This window comes from Ruegeria sp. CDSC045 (assembly GCF_059610725.1).
This window is the reverse complement of record NZ_JBXWOE010000010.1, coordinates 1-21,067: the sequence shown is the minus strand read 5'-3', so window position 1 is coordinate 21,067 and position 21,067 is coordinate 1. Positions and strand designations below refer to the sequence as shown.

Sequence of the window (21,067 nt, the reverse complement as noted above, 5' to 3'; positions counted from 1 at the left end):
ATTCACAGGTTGCAAGACAAGACAGCCATCGGCTTCAATCGCGCCAACAGCCGCTGACAAATTTAAGAACCGGATTTCCCTGTCAGCATAAATTGATTTGAAGGTGCGCCTGCCCGTCGCTTGTTCGTTCAACAGAATGTCCTTTGGGACCAATTACACCACGAATGCGCGAGCGGAAATTTGAGAAGCCTTCGGATGTGACAACGTCTACGGCTTCATCCAAGTGCACCTCTAACCGGAACCATCCTGGTTTCATGATCGAAATAGAGACCACATGCCCCGTGAACGGTTGCGATAGATACGTTCCGCTGACCTTGTCACCGATGGCCCATCCCTTGGGTGGTCCGTTTCCGATGGCTGCAAACATCGTGTTCCAATCGCGGAACCCGTGTTGGTGGGCGACCAACTCGAGGGACTTGGCATGGCCAATCGATGCACCTTCCTCGGTCAATTTTGTGCGCAAACGCTTAGCTTGATCCTTAGCTTGCGTAGCTGACGGAAATTGCGTGTTCATGACGCCACTCCTTTTTTGGTGTGGAAAATGCCCCATTTTAGCTCTGGGTCTTGGGCGGAGAGCCAAAGCACTACAACAGTAAGACCCAACATCATCACTTCGGCCAGCGGACCCGCATACCAGATGCCAACTTCGCCAAACCAGAAGGGCAACAGAAACGTCAACGGGATCGCAAATGCATAAGGTTTTGTCAGCCCTAGAAGGGCTGCCTTTCCTGCAGATCCAATCGCCTGAAAATAGGTCGCAATCATCATCAACGGGCCCAACAGGAAAAAGACACATGTTATTACCGGCAAGATGCGCGCAACCTCTGCAATGACCGACGTGTCGTCTACAAACGCGCTGGCGATCCGGCTAGGCATGCTAATCACGACGGCCTGCACGATTGCGCAATAAACAAACGCGACCCAAAGTGCCATGCGCAGGCTTGCATCTGACCTTTGCCAAAGTTCAGCACCATAGTTGTTGCCCGTGATCGTCTGCATTGCAAACGACAAGCCCAGAAGTGGCAGGAAAGCAAAGGTGATGACCCGCGTGATGATCCCGTAAGCAGTAATTGTGTCGGCGTAACCCGGGCGACCAATCCATTGGAGGGCTGAGATAATCGCGGCCGACCCGAGAGCTAGTCCAATGAAATTGAGGCTTTGTGGTGCACCCAGTGCGAGGATCCGCCCCCATTTTCCGCATACGGAATGGGACAGCAAGGTCGCAGGACGCAGCGATGTTTCCCCAAACAATCGGTACGCAAAAATGATAGCAAACGCGAGCGCCTGTGCCGCCGCAGTTCCATAGGCTGACCCAGCTACGCCCATGTCCAGAACGGCGATGAGTACGTAGTTGAACCCCATGTTTGCAATCGAAACCAGCAGGCTCATCGCGGCCATAAAGCCCACGCGCCCTTCGTTGCGCAGCGCATCAGAATTTACCGACAACACGAACAAAAGCGGTGAGAAGAACACCGTAATCCGCAGGTAGACCAACCCCATCTGCGCCAAAGTCTCTGACCCACCAGCGGCCAGCAATGCAACTGGCTGGCCCAATAGAAGGAACAACACTATCAGAACTGCGCCCAACCCAATTGCCAGCCCATGTGCGCCAGCAAACGTGGCACGCGCGCCGTTCATGTCACCCGCGCCAAGGGATCGCGCCAGAAGGCTCGACATGCCGTTCGCCACAAGCGTGGAAAGCGCCACAATCAGCATGTAGATCGGGAACATCAACGTGACCGCAGCCAGCGCATCAGGGCCTACATAAATGCCCAGAAACAGCGCATCTGCAACAGACAGAAGCCCATTCATCCCCATCACGAAAATGATCGGGAGTGCGGTCCTAAAGTAGATGGTGCCAAGCGGCCCATCGGTGAATGTATTAGTGGGGCTATCGGTCATATCTCTCTTGCCTGATCGCGCAATTTGAGATGGGACCCGCATTACCATCCGCGCGATATGCGGAAAGAGGTAGATAGAGAATTACGTCGCAGAACTTAACCAAGACAAAAGTCAGCGGGAGGCAGGCGTCCACAGCCTGTACGTTGGCTAATCTGAAATTTTTCTGTCGTCAAGCGGTTAGTCTGCATCCGATTTTGCGGAAGCTGACTTACGCCGCGTTGCAGAAAAATTGGTAAAATGGGCTCTTACCACCAGTTGAAGTGCTCCGCAGAGAGTGGCGACAGGAGAGCCCATAGTTAGAGACGCAGCAACGTGAACCAATGTCTGCTGCTGCTATGCTATAGCCACAATCGGAGGGATTTTACGACCATGGGACAATTCGCCAGCTGATTGGATCAACGTGTTGGCGTCAATGCGGAAATGACGGTACAAATCCGCAATAGACCCGGTTTGGCCGAAATGCTCCACACCGTGCGGAATCGTTTTGTGGCCATGAACGGCACCCAACCAGGACAAAGTTGCCGGGTGTCCGTCGATCACTGTGATCAATGCGCAGTCGCGCGGCACATCTGCCAGCAGCGTTTCGATATGTGCCTCAGCGCCCCGAATGCCATTTGTGCGCGCCCGTTGCGCTGCAGTCCAGCCGGCGTTCAACCGGTCGGCAGAGGTCACTGCCAGAACGCCAACATCCCGCCGCCCCTGGGCGATATGGCCCGCTGCCCTGATGGCCTCCTGGGCAACCGCGCCCTGATAAGCAATGACAACTTCGCAGTTCGGTCCCGGTTTGCGTAGCCAATAGGCACCGTCGATGGCCCCCTGACGGAAATTGTCATCCACGCGTTTACCGGGCTGCTCAATCGGGTTGGTCGTCAGACGTAAATAGACCGAACCGCCGGTCTCGTCGCGCAACCACGTGCGTTCATCGGGATCTCCCTCGCCATCTTTTTGCATATAGGCAAAGGCCCATTCCATGATGACCGCCAATTCATCCGCAAAGGCGGGCTCAAATGCGGCCAACCCGTCTTGCGACATGCCAATCAGCGGCGAAGCGATTGATTGATGCGCCCCGCCTTCCGGCGCCAAAGTGACGCCAGAGGGCGTGCCCACGATCATGAAACGGGCATCCTGATAACAGGCGTAATTCAACGCATCCAAGCCACGGGACACAAAAGGATCATAGACCGTTCCAATGGGAATAAGCCTTTTGCCAAAAACCGAGTGCGAAAGCCCTGCCGCCGCCAGAAGCAAAAACAGGTTCATTTCAGCAATGCCAAGTTCGATATGCTGACCATCTGGTGTGAACTCCCACTTCGCGGTGGAGGGGATATTTTCAGCCTTGAAAGTGTCGGATTGATGGGTGCGCGCAAACAGTTTCCTGCGATTGACCCAAGGGCCAAGATTGGTTGTGCCGGTCACATCCGGAGAGGTCGTCACGATCCGCTCGGCCAGCGCGCTGTTGCCTTTGGACAGGTCATCCAGAATCTTGCCGAATGCCATTTGAGTCGAGATTTCACGACCCGGATCCAACTCAACTGAGGGGACGTCGATAACGTCATCTGAGTATCGGCGCGGCCCGCTGGCGAAGAAGGGCGTCTTTGCCAGCATTTCTTCAAACGCTGCCGGGTCTGCGATGGTGGCAAAGCGCGCCCATTCATCACCCTCAGTAACACCCATGAATTTCTTCCATTCTGCCATCTGAGTCTTGTTCATCAACCCACCATGGTTGTCCTTGTGACCAGCAATCGGCGTCCCCCAGCCCTTGATCGTATAGGCAAGGAAACAGACCGGGCGGTCGTGATCTATTGCGGCGAAGGTATCTGCCATGGTGGTTACGCAGTTCCCACCCAGATTTTCCATCAGAGCGGCCAGTTCGTCATCGCTGCGCGCATCAAGCAACGCGCTTACGTCGCCTTGATCGCCGAGGGTTTCCATCAGTCGCTCGCGCCACACCGCGCCCCCCATGAAAGTCAGTGCCGAGTAGAGCTGGTTGGGGCACTGATCAATCCATTGACGCAGCTTCTCTCCGCCCGGCTCTTTAAACGCAGCGCGTTGCAAAGCGCCGTATTTAACCCGCACAACGTCCCATCCGAAGGCGTCGAAGATTTGCTCAATCCGTTGGAACAGTCCTTCACGCACGACGCCGTCCAATGACTGGCGGTTATAATCAATGATCCACCAGCAATTACGCAGATCGTTCTTCCATCCCTCTTGCAGGGCCTCATAGATATTGCCTTCGTCCAGCTCAGCATCGCCAACCAATGCGATCATGCGTCCAAGCTTTTGCGTATCGCCCCAGGATTTGGCCTGTACATAATCCTGCACAAGTGACGCAAACGAGGTGATAGCAACGCCAAGACCCACCGACCCGGTCGAAAAATCCACGTCATCGATATCTTTCGTGCGGGAAGGATAGCTTTGCGCGCCACCAAATCCGCGAAAGTTCTCCAACTTCTCACGGGTCTGGTTGCCCATCAGATACTGAATCGCGTGAAAGACCGGCGAGGCATGCGGTTTGACTGCTACGCGATCTTCCGGGCGCAGGGTCTGAAAATATAACGCGGTCATGATCGATACCATCGACGCCGAAGACGCCTGATGCCCGCCAACCTTGATCCCGTCAGCTTTGGGCCGAATGTGGTTCGCATGGTGGATCATCCAGTGGGACAGCCACAGCAAACGTTGTTCAATTGTTTTGAGATCAATGGACATGGTCAATTTCCTTAAGCTGCGCTGCGGACAGGGGGTCTTGGCAAGGCTTGTTCGAGATCGTGGATCACGTCGTCGATCCCCTCCAGGCCAATGGACAATCGCACCAGCCCATCGCTGATGCCGTGTGCGGCGCGTTCTTCAGGCGTATAGGTCGAATGGGTCATGCTGGCCGGGTGCTGCACCAGTGTTTCAGCATCTCCCAATGATACGGCGCGGGTGATCATTTGCAGTCTGTTCATCATCGCGCGCCCTGCTTCCAGCCCGCCATCCAGTTCAAATGCAATCATGCCGCCGAATTTGGACATCTGCCGCTGCGCGACATCATGCTGCTCGAAACTGCTCAGTCCCGGATACCAGACCTTTCGCACACCGGCGGATTGCTCCAGATATTCGGCGATGGTCGCAGCGCTGCTGCAATGCCGATCCATGCGCAATTCCAGTGTCTTGAGGCCGCGCAGTATGAGCATCGCGTTAAACGGGGCCATGACCGCGCCGGTCATATCTTTCATCCCATAGAGGCGGATTTCAGTCACCAGCTCGGCCGATCCGGCCAGCAACCCTGCAACAACATCTCCGTGACCGCCTAGATATTTCGTCGCCGAGTGCAGAACGATATCTGCGCCATGTTTGATTGGCTGGGTCAGATAGGGCGTGGCATAGGTATTATCCACCACCACGTAGGCGCCGTTGGCATGGGCAATGGCTGATACAGACTGGATATCTACAAGGCGCATATTCGGATTGGCGGGTGTTTCAAAATAGACCACCTTGGTTTTTCCGCTGATCGCCGCTGTCAGGTTTTCCGGCTCCGTCAGATCCACATGGGTCACTGTCACACCGAATTTTGCCAGCCCGTGCCGCATGAAGGAAAATGTGCAGCCATAGAGCGTCTTGTCGAGAATGACCTCATCCCCCGGGGCAAGAAGAGTCCACATCGTTGCGGTGATCGCCCCCATCCCCGAGGCCAGGGCCAATCCTGCCTCTGCCCCCTCAAGCACCGCGATGCGTTGCTCCAGCAAATCGCAAGTCGGGTTCGAGATGCGCGAATAAACATGCCCTGCCCGCTCGCCCGCGAACATCGCACCGCCTGCTTCCGCGGTTTCGAAAGCGAATGTCGAGGTCAGATGCAGCGGAGGCGTCAACGCGCCTTCGTTTTCCATCGGGTTATAGCCATGGTGAATGGCAAGAGTGGAAAAGCTGTCGGGGCGGTTGCGCATTGGGTGACTCCTTGGTTTTCAAGAAGCAGAGTATGACGACACGAGTGGCAAAATATTCCAAAAATGTCTTATACTACCTCGTTTGTAGCAGTATATGCTAATCTATGAAAAAAATAGACCGCAAAGACCAACAGATCATTCGAGCGTTGCAGCGCAATGGTCGAATGACGAATCAAGACCTGGCAGCAGAGGTGAACTTGTCACCTTCGCCCTGTCTGAGGCGGCTGAAGCTGCTCGAGCAAAATGGAATCATCACCGGCTATAGCGCCAACATAGACGCCGAGGCTTACGGGTTGCCGGTAACGGTATTCGTTCACGTCAAACTGGAAAGCCATACTGAAGCGACAGTAAAGAAATTCGAAGCAGCCATTGCGCGGATTGACCAGGTACTGGAGTGTTTCGTTATGACCGGCTCATCGGATTACCTGCTTCGTGTGGTCGTGGCTGATCTTTCAGATTACGAAAAATTCGTTCGCAGTAAGCTGCATCCTCTTGGAGGTATTGCCTCCATGGACAGCAGCTTTGTCTACGGAGTTGTCAAGAAGACAAATGTATTTCCAGTGACAGAATAACGTTGCTTGATGAACTGAGATGAAATGATTGCGGACATTAGCGCAGATGCAGCGAAAGCTCGCTTTATGCGTCATTCCAACAAATGCTGCACATCGAGCGAATGAGTGGATTAGGTCATTCTATGGGGAGTACTTGAATTTATCCCTAACTAGGGATATATGCGCAACATGAGACATAAAAATCAAGCCCGAGAAAACCAAACCCTGGTGCTGGCCCTGCTACGCAGTCAGCAATTGTTCATGCGCGCTATGGTGTCAGCGTTTCGTTCGGCGGGCCTTACAGCGCCACAATGGGACGCGCTGGAAACACTTAGCAACAAGGGTCCGCTGTCAATCAACGATCTGATGCGGCTGACGCTGTCTACATCCGGCAACCTGGATGTGGTTGTCAAAAACCTGGTTCAAGCCGGATGGGTGGAAAAGAGTGTCGATGAAACCGACAGACGGGCGCGTGTTCTGTTATTGACCGCAGCCGGGCGCCAAAAAGTGGCCGAATTCCTGCCACTCCACAATCAAGCTCTGGAACAGATTTTTGGTGGTCTCAGCGTGCAGGACAAACGCCAGACGATCAAGACACTCAACCAACTCCGAAAAAAACTGCCTCAACCTTAGAAAGTCGTAACATGCCTAACAAAACACTCCTGACCGCGCATGGCGTGATTTACATGTTGTTCGCGCTCGCGCTGTTCTTTGCCCCGGCCATCCTCTGGCCAAACTACGGCCTGCAAATAAACGACCAATACGCTGTGTTCCTGTCACAGCATAACTCGATATTTCTGGGCGGCATCGGGATCATCAGCTTTCTGTTTCGGGACGTTGAACATGGCAGTGAAGCTGCAATCGCCATTCTCACAGGATTGATGTGGACCAATCTACTTGGCGTCATCATCACGCTTTACGCCTGCCTGACAGGAGTTTTCACCGGGTTTGGCTGGTCTGACCCCATCTTCTTCGCCTTGCTTGCGGTCCTATGCTTCTACCAACTCGGGAAAAACCGCTGAACTTTCCCAAACTCACAAAGGAAACTAAACATGAGTACACTGAAAGCCTGGGATCTGCATATGACCTATGAAGGTCCGATCACAGAAGAATTTCTCGCCGGCACCGAGCAACTTGCAAAGAGTATCGCGGAGGAGCCAGGAATAATCTGGAAGATTTGGACTGTCGAAGATGGAACCAATCACTATGGGTCCACATACCTGTTTCGGAACCGCGAATACCTGGAAAGCTATAAAAGTATGCATCTGAAGCGCCTGGAAGCGATAGGGATCACAGTGACCGCCGACCATGTTTTCGACATTATGGAAGAGGTCAGTCGCATCAACAGAGCCCCACTTGAAGGCTGACGAGCAATGACCGGACATTGGCACGCTAAACGTTGATGTCCGGTTCGGTCCGCTATCCGGAATTGCAAAGTTTGGTCTTGATTGTCCGCTTTGGGCTGGGTCTGTCATTTGTAGCGTTTGGTATCACCGCTGCTTCACTAAGATACTCGTGATTTTGCTTGAGCTGGCGTCAACACGACCACCATGCTTTATGACAGATCAGACACATTGATAAGGTAGACGAAAACCATGGCAGAACGATTTGAGCGTCACCGTCAAGCTTGGACACAAGAGGAAATTCAAAAATTGCACCTATTGGTGTCAAAGGGGATGGGCTTGAAGGCCATTGCCAAAGCTCTCACGCGCTCTGAGGAATCGACCAAGAGCAGAGCGAAGCTTGACAAAATAAAGATCAAGAAAGCACGCTGATTTTGGTGCCTTTAGTGTACTCCTGTCGTTCTTTACTGCCACGACCAATGTCCGATTTGGGCTGATTGAGCTAAAAAACCCAGATTTTAGTGAAGATGGGCGAAAAACTTGCCCGCAGAAGGCCTTTCCGAATATTCGTCGGGGGTCGGCCCAATACTCTCGTCGGCAATGTCCGAAGCTTTAAGTGGCCCTACCAGGCACTGGGTTGCAATTAAGGCGCCACAACGGGTTCTGGCAGAATGGAATTCAGTTGCTCGGTTTGTTAGGGTTCTGCACCCAAACACCCAATTTAAAAAGCTGCCTTACGGATTAGCGTAGTAAAAAGAAGGAAAGCTATGCCTTGCAACGATCCTAACTTCTGCTGATACAGTGGCGAATTGACCGACAACTTGGCATTCAAAAATCCCGCCCGGTGCTTCGATTGTCACGGACCTGCCTGGAGATAGTGACCCGTTGCCCTCGCACGCCACCACAACAGACAATGCGCCTGTCCCCCCAGCCGAATTTGCCAGTTCTCCCTTTTCAGAGGCCCAGACAGTTTTAATATGGTTCTTCCCTGATTTCGAACTGAACATGACCAAGTATTTACCGTAGCTGCCGCCAATGCCAAAATTAGACATCGGGTATTGTTTACTAGCCGCCCCGCTTAACTCAATTGCAGCGTTGGTCAATTTTTGGCGTTCACTAAGCGAAATACCTAGATAGTCTGCATCGACAACCAAATACGGCAACCCGGCATCGACTAGAGAAACTGGAATGTTTCCACTTAGAGGAAGATTCAATATTTGATTATTAATCAATAGCTTAGGCTTGACAGTAAACCACTTGGCATGTGTCATAACGCTACCTGTTCGGGTTACTTGTACTTCCATGACACCATTTGCTGTTTCCAAAGCAACAACTTGTTGATCTTTGGCTAATGCTTGACGCTTCGCGCTCGCAATTATGGTGGCTGCAGCCATGAGTGCGGTTCCGGCATATGGTGCGTATGCAAACTGAGAGGCTAGAAAAAGTGCCCCATCGGTACCTTGCTCAAAGGGTGGATAGAGTAGGCAAGAGTTGATGAGGTGGTTTCCATTTGGTGGGAGGTTCAAAAAACCCCGAAACTGTTCATGATCCGAACGAAGCTCCAGCAAGGCGCCAGCCGCATTGCTAGAAACTAGTTTAGGAAGACCAGAAACTGCCACTCGAAGAATATCTCCAGCGAGATCTACATCTATCGCACCCGTTTGTCCCTGGTGTTTATTAGGCATTGTTCGGCGTCCTGGATATCGTGTGCTACCTTGTAGCTTCTGGCTGCAAACATCCATGCTTGCTTTCAGCTGATGGTGTATTGGACTGAGTCTGTGTGAAAACTCTGGATGATGTATGCTTTTCGGCAAAGGCTGGAGGCATGTATGTCGAGATTTATCGCAGGCGCCGAGCGAAGTCAGTCGATGCTTTTCCCGACCAGCTTGAAGATTGGACCAACGGGTGCGTAGCCACACCACGACGTCAATAATGCTGCAAAACCTCACTTTGTTGCGCATCTCGGACTACAAAGTTTAATTGTGAAAGTCCGCTAATAGCGCACAGCGGACGTCGAGATTTTTCAATAGCTAGGTGGATGCTACTTGGACGCTAGAGGCCTCACCAATACCAGTAGTTGCTTTCCAGGAAGAGGCATTGTTTCCATCTCAAACCTGAGCGTCGTGAAGGCTCACAACTTGAATTTTCCTGGAAAAAGTCCGCCTAAAAATCTTCGAATAAGTTCAGCAGAGCGTCGTCGCGAAAAAACCTGCATATCGGTAAGGTAATTTACCCACATACCTTCCAGTAAGGCCAACGTTCCGCTAGTGGCATCATTCACCAAGTTAGGATCATGTCCGTTTTGTTGGGCTATCTCCGTGAACGCACGCCGCAAAGTCTCGACAAGTTTGGGATCCTGAGTGCTGCTGTATCGGGCAATACCTGGGTGTGAGCTCGCGATGCCTCGGAATGCATGCCAGATTTTCGTACTTCGTGGATTGAGCAAAGCTTCGGACAGATCCGCCTCGATCACAGCCATCACTCGCTCTTCGGGCGATGCATCCGAGCCCAGATCGGTCATTCTGTCCATCTCGGCATAATACTCGGTACTGAAATGCTGGGCCGCTGCGGTCAGCAAATTGTCCTTCCCCCCGAAATGCAGATGGATCATTCCGCGCGACAGACCTGAGCGCTCGCAGATGCGACTGACCGAGGTATCGGTGACTCCAATATCAGCAATAGTATCCAGTGTCGCTTTGATCAGAAGCTGCCTGTTGGCTTCTGGATCGCGCTTCGAGCTACGTTTTCTTCCTTTAGGCTCTGTCACTCTATTCAATGATTCCATCAGCTTAGGGTCTTCTCATATGGGTGGCTCACAGGAAGATTGACACGAAAGGCCTTTCTGGCGCAACATTAAATGGACGATCGTCCATTAGAGACTCGTAAGTACCGAGATGGGAGATAGGGTGATTTTTCGTAGCGAAGCGTCCCGGGGTTATACCCTCAGCGCACCAGCCACGGCATACGTGGGGTTTCTGGTGGCGGCGCCTTTGGTGATCCTGATCGCCTATTCGTTCTGGACCCAAACCTACGTAACGCTCGACAAGACACCGACGCTGAAAAACTATAGCGACGCGTTTGCCGATCCGCTGGTTCGACATTTAATGCTAAGGTCGATCTGGATTGCCGGAGCAGTTACGGTAGTCACTGTCGCACTGGCCTATCCCATCGCGTACTTCATCGCGATGAAGGCCCGGAAAAAGACCATCTGGCTTCTGCTCATCACCATTCCGTTCTGGTCCAGCTACCTCCTGCGCGTATTTGCCTGGAAACTCATCCTTGGGTTCAACGGGGTGATGAATTCTGCACTATTGATGCTTGGTCTGATCGACGAACCGCTCGACTTCTTGCTCTATAATGAATTCGCCGTCGTGCTGACGCTTGCTCATGCCTGGGCACCTTTTGCGATCCTGCCAATCTATGTCTCGTTGCAGAAGATCGATCCAAGCCTGTTAGAGGCCGCCACAGACCTCGGTAACAGTCCTTTGCAACGCTTCATGCGGGTGACACTGCCGTTGACCATCCCAGGGATCATTGCGGCTTGCCTGATCATCTTCATTCCGACTGTCGGTGACTACGTGACCCCAGCGCTGGTCGGCGGATCGGACGGGAAGATGATTGCCAATCTTATTCAGGTGCAATTCGGGGCCGCTAACAACTGGCCTCTCGGCGCCACACTTTCGCTGATCGCGATGCTGTCGGTCGGCTTCGTCGCCATCGTGTTTGTCATTACCGCTACCCGGCTTGGGAGGAGGATCAGATGAAGCGCCCCTCGACCCTGACAGCCTATGCTTTCCTGTATTTGGTGTTTCTATACCTGCCGGTTCTTTTCCTACCGTTGTTCTCGTTCAACAGCGGTACAATCGTTGCATTTCCGATCAAGGGCTGGACGCTGGACTGGTATCGGAAGCTGGGCGAGCAGGATACTTTGATCCAGGCCCTTTGGAATTCACTTGGCGTCGGCACGGTCGTCGCACTTCTATCCACTGCTATGGGGCTGTTCGCTGCCCGCGCCTTTGTTCGATACCGTTTTCGGGGTCAGCGTGCTGCTGAAGGTTTGGTGATGCTGCCTTTGGTCATACCTGGCATTATCGTGGCCTCGTCAATGCTGGTCCTGTTTCTGTTTCTCGGTCTCAAGCCGTCTTTGCTGACCGTTGTTCTGGGCCATACGTTTCTTGCGCTGCCATTTTCCGTCTCGATCTTGAAGTCCGCGTTCGATGACTTCGACGCGTCGCTGGAAGAGGCATCTTACGATCTGGGCGTCGGCGTGTTCGAAACCTTTCGTCGCGTGACGCTGCCGGTCGTTTCCCCCGGTATCGTAGCCAGCATGCTGGTCACTTTTACAGTCAGCTTCGATGAGTTCGTCCTGGCCTTTTTCCTGTCAGGCAACCAGCCAACCCTGCCGGTCTATATCTGGAGCCAGATCCGTTTCCCCGCCAAGCTTCCAAACGTTTTGGCCTTGGGCTCTATCCTGCTGCTCACCTCGGTTCTGCTTTTGGTGCTGGCCGAGTACTTCCGCCGCCGCTCATCCGCATCAGAGGTCCGATGACAGACAGAAACATCATAGAACTCAGGGGCGTCGAAAAGCGCTATGGCACATTCCTGGCGGCCAGCGGGATCGATCTCGATCTCAAAGAGGGCGAGTTTTTTTCACTCCTCGGCCCCTCGGGATGTGGCAAAACCACGGTATTGCGGATGATCGCGGGCTTCCAGGAACCGACCGAGGGTACCGTGCTGATCGACGGTCAGGATATGGAAGGTGTGCCTGCCAACAACCGTCCAACGAATATGGTATTTCAGAGCTACGCCATCTTCCCGCACCTGAACGTCGGGAACAACGTGGCCTATGGCTTGCGGGGCAAGGCGCCCAAGGCCGAGATCGAACAGCGCGTAGCCGAGGCCCTGGAAATGGTCGAGCTGGGCGGTCTTCAGGATCGCGGCGCAAGTGAATTGTCGGGTGGGCAGCGGCAAAGGGTGGCGCTTGCCCGCGCGCTGATCATGCGACCCAAAGTATTGTTGCTGGACGAGCCCTTGTCAGCACTCGACAAGAAGTTGCGCGAACAGATGCAGTTTGAAATGCGCAACCTGCAGCAATCCCTTGGCATTACCTTTGTGATGGTCACACACGACCAATATGAGGCGATGACCATGTCCGATCGTATTGGCGTGATGTTCAATGGACGACTCAAGCAGGTGGATACACCAACCACGCTTTACGCCCGTCCTTGTGATCAGCAAGTGGCCAGTTTCATCGGTGAGATGAACATACTGCCTGCCCAATTATCAGGCGAAACAGGCAATATGTTGTCGATCGATGCAGCCGCCTTCGGGCGGATTGAGATTGAGAGAAATCCCAACGTTGCGACCAGTTCTAAAGACATGAACATCGGTATTCGCCCGGAACAATTGGAAATCGCTGCTGAAAAGCCAGAAGACTATCCATCAACGGTTCAAGGCACTGTCAGCAACGTCGCCTTCTATGGCGAGAACATTCACTATCACATTCAGGTTGCGGGAGCCGAAAAGCCAATCTCGGTCTCGGTTCCCAACTACTTTCACACGGTCGATTTCAAACGCGGCGACGCAGTTTGGCTGGGGCTTCAGGGGGCAAGCGTGATCGATCTAGGTACAGACACAAAGTAAAATAGTGGGAGGATAAAATGAGAGTTCAGGGAATTGCGGCCTTCGCATGTGCGACGGCGATAAGTACGGGAAGTGCCATAGCAGGTGGCGCTGATCTAACGGTTTTTGACTGGTCGGGATATGAAGACCCCGGGTTCTTTGCCAGCTACATGGAAAAATACGGGGATGAGGCGCCAAGCTATTCCTATTTCGGAAGTCAGGAGGAAGCCTTTACGAAACTGAGTTCAGGTTTCACGGCTGATCTGGCGCATCCTTGTTCCGACGCGGTCCGGAAATGGGTCGCAGCCGACCTGATTCAGCCCCTGGATGAAAGCAAACTGACCAACTGGGCCGATGTACTGCCCGAGATCAAGGAAGTCGACGCCATCGTCCTGGACGGCGAGCTTTACATGTTGCCGTTCGAGTGGGGGAACACGGGTCTTATCTATCGCACCGACAAAATCTCGGGGGATGATATCTCGCTGCAAATGCTGGCTGATCCGGCCTATGCAGGTAAGATCGCGATCCCGGATGCGGCGTCGTCTGCATATGCCCTGGCTGCGCTGGCCACTGGAAACGCTGATGATTACACAAATCTGAGCGATGAGCAGTTCAAAGAAGCATCGGATTTCCTGCGCTCAATCCACCCAAACATGCGCTTTTACTGGTCCGATGCGGGTCAGTTTGATCAGGCCATGACCAGCGGTGAGATCGAAATGGGTTGGGCCTGGAACCAGTCCGAACTGAACCTGATCTGGAACGAAGTGCCTGCCGCCATGATGCGTGACGTCGACAAAGGTATCGCGACCTGGGCCTGTGGCTACGTGCATCTGAAGTCTTCCACGACACCGGTCGATCAGGTCTATGATCTGTTGAACGCGCTCACTGATCCTGCAAGCGGCCAATACATCATCGACAACTGGGGCTACCCGCATTCCAACGCAAAAGCGTTCGAAGTCGCCGATCAAGCCAATATCGAAGCCTATGGTTTTGCCGATCCGAAAAGCTTCTTCGAAAGCAGTTTGTTCTTTGACGCGGTGAACCCCGAGTTGGAGGCAAAAATGCTGGCAGAATTTGAACGGATCAAAGCCGGATTCTAACACAACCATATTTCCGGGGCCTTCGGGCTCCGGAACCCAAATATAGGAAAAACGCGTGATTATGTCGGACGCGAACCCATACGCTCTGCTCTTCGAACCGGTTCAGATCGGGCCTGTCACAGCCAGAAACCGCTTTTATCAGGTGCCGCATTGCACCGGACTGGGACACCTCAGGCCACGGGCGGATGCTGCCGTCCGCGGAATGAAGGCTGAAGGTGGTTGGGCAGTGGTTTCCAATCAGGAGACCGAGATACACCCGACCTCGGACTTGTCCCCCTATGCCGAGGGGCGATTGTGGGATGGACGCGATGTACCTGCGTTGCGGCTGATGACAGATGCAGTACATGCACATGGTGCGCTGGCGGCCATCCAGCTGGTACATAATGGCAATCATGCGCAAAACCTGCTGACCCGCGCTCCGGTTCTTGCTCCGTCCGAGATGTCCGTTGATATGACGCATCCCAAGCAGGCGCAGGCCATGGATAAGGCCGATATCCGGGAATTCCGCCGCTGGCATCGCGAGGCCGCCCTGCGCGCGAAAGATGCCGGATTTGACATCATTTACGTCTATGCCGGACACAACATGACTTTGGCGCAACATTTCATGCTGCCGCATATGAACCAGCGTAGTGATGAATATGGCGGTTCGCTTGAAAATCGCGTGCGCCTGACGCGCGAATTGCTGGTAGATACCCACGAAGCTGTAGGCGACAGCTGTGCCGTGGCGTTCCGCTTTGCCATTGATGAGATGGTGGGCGCCGACGGTATGCAGGCCGCAGAAGAAGGCCGTGCCGTGGTCGAGCTTTTGGCCGATCTTCCTGACCTATGGGATGTGAATGTGGCCGACTGGTCCAATGACAGTGCCACAACCAGATTCCAGCCGGAAGATGGTTATCAGAACGCGTTTCTGTCCCACGTCAAACAAATCACGCGGAAACCCGTGGTAGGTGTCGGTCGCCTGACCTCCCCCGATATGATGCTGTCGATGGTCAAGAAAGGTATTGTCGACCTTATCGGAGCGGCGCGACCTTCTATTGCGGACCCATTCATACCGAATAAGATTGAAGAAGGCAGGGTCGACGAAATTCGCGAATGCATCGGCTGCAACATCTGCGTGTCTTCGGACAATCTGGGTATTCCGATCCGCTGCACCCAAAACCCGACCATGGGCGAGGAATGGCGTCGCGGCTGGCACCCCGAGATCATTGCACCGAAAAAAAGCGAGGCGGAAGCACTGGTAATCGGTGGCGGACCCGCAGGTCTTGAGTGTGCCATGCAAATCGCACGGCGAGGATATCAGGTGACCTTGGCCGAAGCCTCAGCTGAATTTGGTGGACGTGTTGCAAAGGAAAGCAAGCTTCCCGGCCTAGCGGCCTGGTCGCGCGTCGTCGACTATCGCCTGAATGATCTGAAACAGCGCGGCAACGTTCAGTTGTTCACCGACAGCAGACTTGACGGCGATCAGGTGGCAGAGCTTGGCGTCGAACACGTCTTTGTCGCCACCGGCAGCCGTTGGCGTACGGATGGCATGGGGCGAAACACCCAGCGCCGTATGCCTCATATCGAGCAAAGCGCCAGAGTGCTGACACCTGATGATATCATGAACGGCATATTGCCTCCGAATGGCCCGGTGATGATCTATGATGATGACCATATCTATTTGGCAGGTGTGATTGCAGAAAAACTGGCAGCTGCCGGATATCCGGTGGTCTTTGTCACGCCGGAGAGTTTGGTCTCTGCTTACGCCGTACATACTTTGGAGCAGCCCCGTATTCAGGCTCGTCTGATCGAACTTGGCATCGACATTCGCTGTAATCAGGTGCTGACCGCGGTCGAAAGTGACATGGCCCGCATCGGATGTGCCTTTACCGATCGCGAAGCGAGTATTCCCTGTGCCTCGACAGTTCTGGTTACCGAGCGCCAGCGAGAGACAGCGCTTTACGACAGCTTGCGCGGGGTTGGGTTGAAGACCCTCGAACTTTTAGGCGATGCCGCGTCTCCAGGACTGATCGTCGACGCTGTCTTCGCAGGCCACCGTGCGGCCCGCGATTTTGAACGCCCAAAGGCAGAAGCAGACAAGGATTGGTTTCGCCGCGAGATAGTCGATTTGGAGGAAACGTGATGAACAGCCGACCGATTGGGTTAGATGCTTTGATGGCCTCGCACCAGCACGGCCACGCTCTGCCGCGCGGATTCTATACCTCGCAAGACATCTATGACTATGACATTGCCCAGGTCTGGAACCGCAACTGGCTTTGGGCAGGGCATGTCAGCCAAATTCCAAAACCCGGTGACTATTTCCTGTTCGACTATGGCCCGGAGAGCATCATTATTGTTCGCGACCGCGAAGGCGAAGTTCGCGCTCATTTGAACGTCTGTCGCCATCGTGGATCTCGCGTCTGCACTGAACAGTCTGGCAACTCCCGTGTTCTTGTTTGCCCGTATCACGCCTGGACATATGAACTTTCGGGGAAACTTCGTGCTGGCCATAACATGGGGGAACACTTTGACCCATCCAAATTCGGGCTCTTTCCCGTTCAGGTGAGTGTCTTTAAAGGCTTGATCTTTGTGTGTGCCTATGCAAACACGCCATCGCTAGATCCTGTCCTCAGCCAGCTTTCACCACTCGTCGAACCCTATGGCTTTGACGATCTGAAAGTGGCGCATACGGCGTCTTTTCCGGTTCCAGCGAATTGGAAACTGGCGGTTGAGAACTATCTTGAATGCTACCACTGCGGACCAGCACACAAAGAATACTCTCGCTCTCATAGCCTGAAATCGCCACAAGACATGGCTGGCTTGGTCGAGCCGCTAAATGCAAGGGCTGTAGAAGTCGGGCTGGCACCTGATGAATTGGCGCTTGTTGGCGAGGCTGCGCCCACCCCATTCACCAGCGGGTATTATCGGCGCTACCCGCTTTACCAAGGTTACAAAACCGGCAGCAAATCGGGTGAGGCACTTGCGCCATTGCTTGGAACGCTGAAAGGCTTCGACGGTGGCGCAACTGACTTTGATATTGGCCCATTGAATTGGTTCCTGATCTATTCGGATCACCTGGTGGGCTACCGCTTTATTCCACGTGGTCTACAAGAAACCGACATTCAGGTGGTCTGGTTGGTTAACGCTGATGCCGAAGAAGGCCAAGATTACAACAAGGAAGACCTGACCTGGCTTTGGCATGTCACATCTTTGGATGACGAACGCATCATTCGGCACAACCAGTCCGGCGTTAATTCTCAATACTTCCAACCGGGGCCCTTGGGCGAAATGGAAACCTCGATCCAGGATTTTTACGATTTCTATTTTGCCATGATCCGCTCGGAACCAGAACAAAGGATGGCCGGTAATGGCTGAGGTAAAATCACGCCGTCGCGGAGGTGGTGGGCGCGCCGCGCGCATAAAGGTTCAACAGGCGACCACGGGCAATGAGGCCGTGCGTGGGGGATTAAGTGGCGGCCGCTATAAGCCGCTTACCCCAACAGATATGGAGAACATCCATCAAGCGGCTCTGACCGTTCTGGAAAAAACCGGCATTACCGATCATTTCCCAGAATTACTTGATCTGGTGCTGCCCAAGGGCGCGGTGATGAATGAATTAAATCGGCTGTGCTTCCCCCGCGCACTGATGGAAGACATCCTAGCTAGTGCTGCCAAGGAGTTTTACGTCTATGCCCGCGGAGAGCGTGAAGGCAAAGACGACATGCATTGCTCGGCGGAGAGCGTCTATTTCGCCAACTCCGGCACCGCCGTGACCACCTTCGATTCCGAAACTAAATCTTATCGCCCGTCGATCTTGCGCGATGTCTATGATTTCACCCGTCTGGTGGACCGTTTGGACAACATCCATATGCTGGGCGACACAGTTTTGGCCACCGATGTGACTGATGATTTCGCTCACGACATGAACACCATTTATGCCATGCTCGCAGGCAGTCAAAAACCTGCCTGTCTGACCTTTCGCGACCGCAGCCATATTCCGCATGCCATCCGCATGTTTGATTTTGCTCAAGGTGGCGAAGGTGCTTTCATGAAAAAGCCAAGCGTCATATTTGGCGGCTGCCCCATGGTTTCCCCCTTGCGGGTCGGCAAGGAAAACATGGAAATCCTGATTGATACAGCCAAGTTGGGCCTGACGGTCGATCTGGCTGTGCCTCCTCAGGCCGGGGCCACAGCCCCTGCTACACTTGCAGGAACGCTGGTGCAAACCGTGGCCGAAACGCTGGCCTGCGTTGCCATCGTAAACCTCATCACACCGGGCTGTCCGGTCTGCTTTGCCGCCTGGCCCTTCATCACTGACCTACGCAGCGGGTCGTTCACCGGCGGCAGCGGCGAACAGGCTCTCATCGGGGCAGCAGCCATTCAGATGGGCAATTTCTATGGCCTGCCCACATCAGTTGGTGCAGGCATGACCGATGCCAAAATACCCGACGCGCAATACGGGTTAGAAAAGGCGCTGACCTTCACGCTTGCCGCCCATGCCGGTGCCAATCGTCTGTGCGAGTTTGGCGGTATGATCGGCAGCCTGATGGGATGCAGTTTTGAAAGCATGGTTATCGATGACGAAGCGGGTGGTATGATCCTGCGATCGTTGCGCGGGATTGAGGTCACAGATGAAACCATGGCGGTGGACGTGATCCACCAGTGTGCCATTGATCCTGGTCACTTCCTCGGCAACCCACACACGCTGAACTATATGAACACCGAATTTGTCTACCCGCGGCTCATGGATCGTGAGCGTACAGATACATGGGAAAACGAAGGCAAAACTGATCTGTTGGACCGCGCCCGTGACAAGGCCAATTCCATTCTCGACAGCCACTTCCCCAACTACTTCGGCGCTTCAGACGCTCAGGTGCGCGAAGAGTTTCCAATTGTGATGAGCGCAGAAAGCATGGCCCGCCGTGGATAACTCTAACGCCAAGCACTGGGATAACGACCACTTCCTGCACCCGTGGGAAGGGATGGCAACTTTGGGCGAAAACGACCGGACATTTATTGAAGGTGCCAGCGGCATCCATGTCATGAACGAAAAAGGCGAACGCCTGATCGACGGACCGGGAGGCATGTGGTGCACCCAGATCGGTTATGGCCGAGAGGAGATGGCCGAGGCCATGGCTGAGCAGGCTCGAAACCTTGCCTATTTCTCACCCTTTAACAATTCCAACTCGACTACTGCGCGGTTCGCGCGCGAAATCGCTAAACGTGCGCCGGGCGAATTGAACAATGTCTTTTTTACCACCGGCGGTTCCACCGCAGTTGATACGGCCATCCGGTTTGTTCATTTCCGCAACAACCTCTTGGGACGCCCCGAGAAAAAGAAAATCATTTCAAGGCAAAAAGCTTATCATGGAAGCACTTTTTTGGCGGCCAGCGTCAGTGGAAAAGAGCGTGACAGGCTTTGGCTCGACAAGGCGGATGACCTCGCACATTTCTTGCCAGACGTGAATCCGCTTTATCGTGCGCCTGGTCAAAGCGAAGAGAGCTTTCTGAAAGAGAAAGTTTCGGACCTGGAAAACGCCATTGTGGCGCTTGGCCCAGAAAATGTTGCCGCTTTTATCGCCGAACCGGTTCTTGCCTCTGGTGGCGTGATAGTGCCGCCGAAAGGGTATCACGAAAGTTGCCTAAACATCTGCAAGAAGTATGATGTTCTATACATTTCCGACGAAGTAGTGACCGCTTTCGGGCGATTGGGCCATTGGTTTGCATCAGAAACAGTCTTTGGCATTCAGCCAGACATAGTCACCTGCGCCAAAGGAATGACATCTGGGTATGCGCCGATGGGTGCCGCTATTATCTCGGACAGGCTAATCGCCGATATTGCGGGAAAAGATGCAACCTTTTCTAATGGCTACACCTATTCTGGCCACCCGGTCAGCGCGGCCGCTGGTCTGAAAAGTATGGAAATTATTGAACGGGAAAAGCTTCTCGAACACGTTCGAAGGGTCACTCCGATTTTTCAGGATCAGCTACAGCAGTTGGGTCAGATTGACATCGTTACCGATGTGCGCGGCATGGGGTTGATGGGATGCGTTCAGTGCTCAGTCGATGGTGATCCCCAGAGCGATCTGGGGTGCGACTACGAGATTGGTAGCCAGATCGATATCGAATGCCAGAAACGTGGGTTATTGGTTCGACCTGTGATCAACATGTGTGTTCTTTCACCGCCCCTAATCATTAGCGAAAGTGAAATTGAGCAAATGTTTGCTGTCTTGCGAAAAGGGCTTGAAGCGACAAGTGCGTGGCTCAGCGGGATTAGAGGCCAATGAATTGCTTGCGCTATTGTTGCGAAAGCCCGGAGGCCGACATTTCAGCGTATTGTCGTATGCTCCACGATCTCCGCCAAAACCGTTCGGCCTTGGCGGTTTTGAAGAAGGTTTTGACAGCGACGGTTTCCTACGGGTTGGCATTATCTATTACGGGTCTGTCACAGTGTTTTTCTCGTACTGCTTGCTTCCACGGTGCTTCCAGTTGTGATGGCGCAACGCAAAAGCTCGCTCGGGCACGGTGTGTAATATATTGATATTGTGTAGTGATTTTGGTTGCGGAAGTAGGGTTTGAACCTTTGGCCTTCAGGTTATGAGCCTGACGAGGTGAAGACGTTAAGCAATTGATCCAGTGGATCA

18 protein-coding genes are annotated in these 21,067 nt (G+C 53.6%); 12 read left to right on the top strand and 6 right to left on the bottom strand.

Annotated elements, in window-relative coordinates; all coding sequences use genetic code 11:
• Window positions 1–82: 82 nt before the first annotated feature.
• The 4 genes from AC2FH6_RS16230 to AC2FH6_RS16215 form a co-directional block, all read right to left on the bottom strand.
• Entirely contained in the window at window positions 83–514 is a 432-nt protein-coding gene (locus AC2FH6_RS16230; protein WP_281973536.1) for a glyoxalase superfamily protein, read from the bottom strand.
• A complete protein-coding gene (locus AC2FH6_RS16225) occupies window positions 511–1,902 on the bottom strand; it encodes an MATE family efflux transporter (RefSeq protein WP_496703605.1) in 1,392 nt (463 codons plus the stop codon). The genes AC2FH6_RS16230 and AC2FH6_RS16225 overlap by 4 nt, the downstream gene beginning before the upstream one ends.
• 333 nt (window positions 1,903–2,235) lie before the next feature.
• Window positions 2,236–4,611, bottom strand: a complete 2,376-nt coding sequence (locus AC2FH6_RS16220) for a thiamine pyrophosphate-binding protein (protein ID WP_496703603.1) — start codon at window positions 4,609–4,611, stop codon at window positions 2,236–2,238.
• A gap of 11 nt (window positions 4,612–4,622) precedes the next feature.
• Complete coding sequence (locus AC2FH6_RS16215) at window positions 4,623–5,828, bottom strand: methionine gamma-lyase (RefSeq protein ID WP_496703601.1); 1,206 nt, start codon at window positions 5,826–5,828, stop codon at window positions 4,623–4,625.
• A 113-nt stretch (window positions 5,829–5,941) separates the two neighbouring features.
• On the opposite strand from AC2FH6_RS16215, the gene AC2FH6_RS16210 reads away from it, so the two are divergent.
• From AC2FH6_RS16210 to AC2FH6_RS16195, 4 genes are all read left to right on the top strand, one after another.
• A complete protein-coding gene (locus AC2FH6_RS16210) occupies window positions 5,942–6,400 on the top strand; it encodes an Lrp/AsnC family transcriptional regulator (RefSeq protein WP_496703733.1) in 459 nt (152 codons plus the stop codon).
• A gap of 168 nt (window positions 6,401–6,568) precedes the next feature.
• Window positions 6,569–7,012 carry a MarR family winged helix-turn-helix transcriptional regulator gene (locus tag AC2FH6_RS16205; RefSeq protein ID WP_496703599.1) on the top strand — a complete coding sequence of 148 codons (444 nt, stop codon included), beginning with the start codon at window positions 6,569–6,571 and terminating at the stop codon, window positions 7,010–7,012.
• 11 nt (window positions 7,013–7,023) lie between these two features.
• Window positions 7,024–7,401: a hypothetical protein gene (locus AC2FH6_RS16200; RefSeq protein ID WP_142640351.1), complete on the top strand. Its 378-nt coding sequence runs from the start codon at window positions 7,024–7,026 to the stop codon at window positions 7,399–7,401.
• 30 nt (window positions 7,402–7,431) lie between these two features.
• Window positions 7,432–7,746 (top strand): monooxygenase, encoded by a 315-nt coding sequence (locus AC2FH6_RS16195; RefSeq protein WP_496703597.1) that lies wholly within the window; start codon window positions 7,432–7,434, stop codon window positions 7,744–7,746.
• Window positions 7,747–8,456: 710 nt separating this feature from the next.
• On the opposite strand, the gene AC2FH6_RS16190 is transcribed toward AC2FH6_RS16195, so the two are convergent.
• Window positions 8,457–9,407, bottom strand: a complete 951-nt coding sequence (locus AC2FH6_RS16190; protein WP_496703595.1) for a proline racemase family protein — start codon at window positions 9,405–9,407, stop codon at window positions 8,457–8,459.
• Window positions 9,408–9,853: 446 nt separating this feature from the next.
• Window positions 9,854–10,507 carry a TetR family transcriptional regulator C-terminal domain-containing protein gene (locus AC2FH6_RS16185; RefSeq protein ID WP_496692080.1) on the bottom strand — a complete coding sequence of 218 codons (654 nt, stop codon included), beginning with the start codon at window positions 10,505–10,507 and terminating at the stop codon, window positions 9,854–9,856.
• Between the two features lie 109 nt (window positions 10,508–10,616).
• On the opposite strand from AC2FH6_RS16185, the gene AC2FH6_RS16180 reads away from it, so the two are divergent.
• The 8 genes from AC2FH6_RS16180 to AC2FH6_RS16145 all read left to right on the top strand — a co-directional run bounded on the left by AC2FH6_RS16180 (window position 10,617) and on the right by AC2FH6_RS16145 (window position 20,710).
• Window positions 10,617–11,486 carry an ABC transporter permease gene (locus AC2FH6_RS16180; protein WP_496702811.1) on the top strand — a complete coding sequence of 290 codons (870 nt, stop codon included), beginning with the start codon at window positions 10,617–10,619 and terminating at the stop codon, window positions 11,484–11,486.
• Window positions 11,483–12,271: an ABC transporter permease gene (locus AC2FH6_RS16175; protein ID WP_496690593.1), complete on the top strand. Its 789-nt coding sequence runs from the start codon at window positions 11,483–11,485 to the stop codon at window positions 12,269–12,271. Before AC2FH6_RS16180 ends, AC2FH6_RS16175 begins: the two co-directional genes overlap by 4 nt.
• A complete protein-coding gene (locus AC2FH6_RS16170; protein WP_496692077.1) occupies window positions 12,268–13,365 on the top strand; it encodes an ABC transporter ATP-binding protein in 1,098 nt (365 codons plus the stop codon). Before AC2FH6_RS16175 ends, AC2FH6_RS16170 begins: the two co-directional genes overlap by 4 nt.
• Window positions 13,366–13,382: 17 nt before the next feature.
• A complete protein-coding gene (locus AC2FH6_RS16165) occupies window positions 13,383–14,444 on the top strand; it encodes an ABC transporter substrate-binding protein (RefSeq protein WP_496703593.1) in 1,062 nt (353 codons plus the stop codon).
• 61 nt (window positions 14,445–14,505) lie between these two features.
• The gene (locus AC2FH6_RS16160; protein ID WP_496703732.1) at window positions 14,506–16,566 is read left to right on the top strand and encodes an oxidoreductase; all 2,061 of its coding nucleotides are present in this window, start codon (window positions 14,506–14,508) and stop codon (window positions 16,564–16,566) included.
• Window positions 16,566–17,798 carry an aromatic ring-hydroxylating oxygenase subunit alpha gene (locus AC2FH6_RS16155; protein ID WP_496703591.1) on the top strand — a complete coding sequence of 411 codons (1,233 nt, stop codon included), beginning with the start codon at window positions 16,566–16,568 and terminating at the stop codon, window positions 17,796–17,798. The genes AC2FH6_RS16160 and AC2FH6_RS16155 overlap by 1 nt, the downstream gene beginning before the upstream one ends.
• Entirely contained in the window at window positions 17,791–19,353 is a 1,563-nt protein-coding gene (locus AC2FH6_RS16150) for a trimethylamine methyltransferase family protein (RefSeq protein WP_496703590.1), read from the top strand. Before AC2FH6_RS16155 ends, AC2FH6_RS16150 begins: the two co-directional genes overlap by 8 nt.
• Window positions 19,346–20,710 carry an aminotransferase gene (locus AC2FH6_RS16145; RefSeq protein ID WP_496703588.1) on the top strand — a complete coding sequence of 455 codons (1,365 nt, stop codon included), beginning with the start codon at window positions 19,346–19,348 and terminating at the stop codon, window positions 20,708–20,710. Before AC2FH6_RS16150 ends, AC2FH6_RS16145 begins: the two co-directional genes overlap by 8 nt.
• Window positions 20,711–21,067: the final 357 nt, after the last annotated feature.